This is a genomic window from Sodalis-like endosymbiont of Proechinophthirus fluctus, from assembly GCF_001602625.1.
In the GTDB taxonomy this organism is placed as follows: Bacteria; Pseudomonadota; Gammaproteobacteria; order Enterobacterales; family Enterobacteriaceae.
Map to the genome: position 1 here is coordinate 67074 of NZ_LECR01000092.1, position 222 is coordinate 67295.

At 58.1% G+C, this 222-nt stretch carries 1 protein-coding gene; it reads left to right on the forward strand.

Annotated elements, in window-relative coordinates:
• Window positions 1-222 (forward strand): UvrA family protein (locus tag BG74_RS18630; protein ID WP_244267512.1); only part of this gene is annotated, 222 nt, incomplete at both ends.

Sequence of the window (222 nt, forward strand, 5' to 3'; positions counted from 1 at the left end):
CGCAGCGCATCCGTTTGGCCAGCCAGATTGGCGCCGGCCTGGTAGGTGTGATGTATGTGCTGGATGAACCCTCTATCGGTTTGCATCAACACGATAACGAGCGGTTGCTGGAAACCCTGGTGCATCTGCGCGATCTCGGCAATACAGTGATCGTGGTGGAGCACGACGAAGAAGCTATCCGTGCTGCCGATCACATTATCGATATCGGTCCGGGCGCCGGCG